This is a genomic window from Acidobacteriota bacterium (assembly GCA_003696075.1).
Classification (GTDB): Bacteria; Acidobacteriota; Polarisedimenticolia; order J045; family J045; genus J045.
In genome coordinates this window covers 1-3,502 of the sequence record RFHH01000120.1, presented here as the reverse complement: position 1 = coordinate 3,502, position 3,502 = coordinate 1, and the positions used below count along the sequence as shown (strand labels likewise).

The window sequence follows — 3,502 nt, the reverse complement described above, 5'->3', positions numbered from 1 at the left end:
GTCCGCCCCTCCCGGCCCCCAGACCGTGCGGCCAACTCTAACCCGGATCGACCGGCCGGTGCTCGAGACCACTCCGGCACCGCCTCGGGCGGGGAGGCTATATTCGACGGGTCGCTGCAGGGAGTCCCCCCTTGGCCGTCGACGAACAGTCAGCGGGCGCTGTCGCGGAGGCGAGCGCCGACACCCGGCACCTCGTCGCGGCGAGCTCCGTGGTCACGGGGCTCATGATCGTCGCCAAGCTGATCGGGCTGGTGACGCAGGGTGCGATCGCCGCCGTCTTCGGCGCGAACCGCGCGACCGACGCCCTCCGCATCGCGCTGAGCATTCCCCCGATGTTCTCCACATGGGTCGAGATGCCCATCCGCGCGGCGATGGTGCCGCTGTTCACGCGCAAGCTGCACGCCGAGGGCGAGGCGGCGGCCTGGCGTGCGGCGAGCAACATCCTCAACACCATCGGGCTGGGCCTGCTGATCCTCGTGGGGCTGCTCCTTCTCGCGGCGGAGCCGGTGGTGCGCATCGCCGCCCCAGGGTTCCGGTCGCCCGAGATCTGGAAGCAGTCGGCCTTCTTCGCGCGAATCGTCGTTCCTTCGATCTTCTTCTCGGTCCTCGCCGTGCTGCTGGGGAGCCTGCAGAACGTCTACCGCCGCCAGCAGTTCCCCGCCCTCGGGCGGGTGCTCAACGGCGTGGCGCTTCTCGTCTGCGTCCTCTGGCTGGGGCGGATCGTCGGCCTGTCCGGGTGGGCGGTGGGCGTGCTCGCCGGCTCGGTGTTGGCCTTCGCGCTCCAGCTCGGGGTGCTCTGGCGTCACCGGCGGTACTACCGGTGGCGCGTGGCGCCCCGGGCACCGGAGGTGCGAGAGGCGATCGCCCTCGTCCTGCCGCTGTTCGTCGGCTTGACGGGAACCCGCGTGGACGTCTTCATCGAACAGCTCCTGGCGTCGTTCCTGCCCGAGGGGCATCTCTCGACGCTGGCCTTCGCCGTGATCCTCGTCGGCATGATGACCGACCCGCTCATCTCGGTGACCTCGTCCGTGCTCCTGCCTCATTTCGGCCACCTCGCCGCCCAGGGTCGGCTGGAGGACCTGCGGCACCGGCTCACGCAGGCGGTGACGGGGTACCTGTTTCTCATCCTGCCCCTCGTCGCCGTCCTGCTGCCCGGGAGCCTCCCCGTGGCGCGGCTGGTGTTCGGCTGGGGGAAGATGACGCCCGACCAGATCGCGCTGACCGCGAGCCTGATGCCGGTCCTGGCGCTGGCCGCGCCGGTGTTCGCCGTCGGCCAGGTGTTGGCGCAGGCCCACATCGGCCGCGGCGACACCCGGACGCCGATGGCGATCGGCCTGTGGCGCGTGGGGGTCAAGATCGTCCTCTCGCTGGCGCTCCTTCCGGGTCTCGGCGTGCTCGGGCTCGCGGCGGCGTCGGCCGCCTCCAGCTACTTCCGCACCACGCTCCTCTGGCGGCGCCTGCCCGAGCCGATCCGGCCCCCGGGCCGGTTGCTGGCGCGCCACCTGGCGTCGCTCCTGACCGCCACCGCCGCCGGGGCGCTGGCGGTCGCGGGCCTTCTCGCCGTCCTGCCGGAAGGGCGGGGATTCGTCATGCAAACGGTGCGCCTCGGCGCGGCGGCGGGCGGCGGCGGTCTCGTCTACCTCGCTGCGGCGCTGGCGATCTCGCACCAGGCGCGGGCCGTGGCCGGGCGGCTCCTCCGGCGCGCGGGCCTGGGGCGCTGAGCGGCCGGGCGCCCGCCCGGCTGTCCAACCCTTTTCCTCTCAGAGGGTTGGGCGCTGCCGGGCGCTTCCCACCGGGGTCGCGGCTACAATCGAAGGAGATCGGGCGCCGTCCGGCGACTTGATGAACGAGGGGTGAGCACGATGATCTTCGATCCGACCTACTTCCTCTTCCTGACACCCGCGCTGCTGCTGTCGCTGTGGGCGACGTTCAAGACGAAATCGGCGTTCAAGAAGTACTCGCGCGTGCCGGCGAGCCGCGGGCTGACCGGCGCGCAGGCGGCGGCGGAGATGCTCCGGCGGGCCGGCGTGGACGGCGTCCGGATCGTCGCGACGGAGGGATTCCTCTCGGATCACTACAACCCGGCCACGCGGACGCTGGCGCTCTCGCCTGCCGTGCACTCCCAGCGGTCGATCGCGGCGATCGGTGTCGCCTGCCACGAGGCGGGACACGCCCTCCAGCACGCCGCCAACTACGCTCCGCTCTGGGTCCGCACGGCCCTGGTCCCGACGGCCAGCATCGGTTCCAGCGTCGGCTACCTCGTGATGCTCCTCGGGCTGTTCCTCTCGAGCGTCAACATGGTGCTGATCGGGGCGGCGCTCTTCTCGGCGGTCCTGCTGTTCCAGATCGTCACGCTGCCGGTGGAGTTCAACGCCTCCCGCCGGGCGAAGCGGCTTGCGGTCGAGTACGGCCTCGTGACGGACGACGAACGGCGCGGACTGGCCAAGGTGCTGAACGCCGCGGCGATGACCTACGTCGCGGCGGCGTTCTCCACGCTGATGACGCTGCTGTACTTCCTGTTCCGCGCGGGAGTTCTGGGAGACCGCGACTGAGCCGCGCGGCCGGCGCCGGCCGCGCGGCCCGTCGGGGCGCGCGCCTCAGCGCACCGCCTTGCGGATCTCGCGCTTCCAGTGGCGGATCTGCCGGCGCAGCCGCTTGAGGCGCGCGTGGTCGTGCTCCTGCTCCGCCTTGTCGCGCTCGGCCTTCAGCGCCCGAATCTTGGCCTTGACCGCCGTCTTGTCGATGCCGACGACTTCGTGGTGCTCCTTGGTGTCGATGTCGAGAGCCTTGCAGATCGCCAGCAGGAGCTGCTCTTTGTGCATCGTGGTGTAGCCGCGGACCGCCTCGCTCTCGATCTCCTTGGCGATCTCCCGCAGCTCGGCGACGGTCTTCTTCTTCAGATCCTGGTAGGTGTACTCCATCGCAACCTCCCGGGAAGGAAGACGCGTCATTCTACCGCGCGCCCCGCGCCTTGCACCGGGGCTCCCGGCGGGCGCCCGCCCGCGGGGGCGGTTCCCGGGAGGGGTTCCGGCGCCCGGAGGTGATGCCACCCCGGAGTGGGGGAGGATGCGTCGTAGAGCGCGAGCTGGGCGGCGAGACGGCGGCCATAGCCCTCGAGGTCCTTCCGCTCCTCGATCCCGCAGCAGTCCGCCATCCTCCCCGCACGGATGTCCTCGAGGAGCATCTTCAGGATCAAGTCGTCGTCGGCGAAGTCGACGCGCACGCGGTTTACCTCGACGTCCACCAGGTAGGTCAGCCGGCCGGGTCCCCTCCTGCCCGCGTCGCACGCGGCTGTCTTGACGCCGAAGCGAAGTCGCCGGCGCGTGGCGTCCCATTCGGCCCCGCCGGCGGAGTCACCGACGAGTTCCTCCCCGGGCAGCTTGTCGCCTGGGATCGGGTGAGCGGGACGTTCTCTCTGTTCCTCGACGATCCCAGCTGGCCGGAAAGCTCCCAGACGACGGGGCTGTCTTTCCCGCCGCCACCCGGCAGCGTCGGTCCGAGG

At 71.2% G+C, this 3,502-nt stretch carries 4 protein-coding genes; 2 read left to right on the top strand and 2 right to left on the bottom strand.

The features are described from left to right. The first annotated feature begins 131 nt into the window (after nucleotides 1-131). Both D6718_07735 and D6718_07730 read left to right on the top strand, forming a co-directional pair. Nucleotides 132-1,721: a hypothetical protein gene (locus D6718_07735; protein ID RMG45335.1), complete on the top strand. Its 1,590-nt coding sequence runs from the start codon at nucleotides 132-134 to the stop codon at nucleotides 1,719-1,721. A gap of 141 nt (nucleotides 1,722-1,862) precedes the next feature. Continuing rightward, nucleotides 1,863-2,552 (top strand): zinc metallopeptidase, encoded by a 690-nt coding sequence (locus D6718_07730; GenBank protein RMG45334.1) that lies wholly within the window; start codon nucleotides 1,863-1,865, stop codon nucleotides 2,550-2,552. Between the two features lie 45 nt (nucleotides 2,553-2,597). Here D6718_07730 and D6718_07725 read toward each other — a convergent pair whose 3' ends face one another. Together D6718_07725 and D6718_07720 are read right to left on the bottom strand one after the other, a co-directional pair. After that, nucleotides 2,598-2,951 (bottom strand): hypothetical protein, encoded by a 354-nt coding sequence (locus D6718_07725; protein ID RMG45333.1) that lies wholly within the window; start codon nucleotides 2,949-2,951, stop codon nucleotides 2,598-2,600. After that, complete coding sequence (locus D6718_07720) at nucleotides 2,948-3,244, bottom strand: hypothetical protein (protein RMG45332.1); 297 nt, start codon at nucleotides 3,242-3,244, stop codon at nucleotides 2,948-2,950. The genes D6718_07725 and D6718_07720 overlap by 4 nt, the downstream gene beginning before the upstream one ends. Nucleotides 3,245-3,502 lie beyond the last annotated feature (258 nt).

Excerpts from the sequence above, each read along its gene's own strand:
- D6718_07730 (RMG45334.1), top strand. The coding sequence starts at position 1,863 with ATGATCTTCGATCCGACCTACTTCCTCTTCCTGACACCCGCGCTGCTG.
- D6718_07725 (RMG45333.1), bottom strand. The coding sequence starts at position 2,951 with ATGACGCGTCTTCCTTCCCGGGAGGTTGCGATGGAGTACACCTACCAG.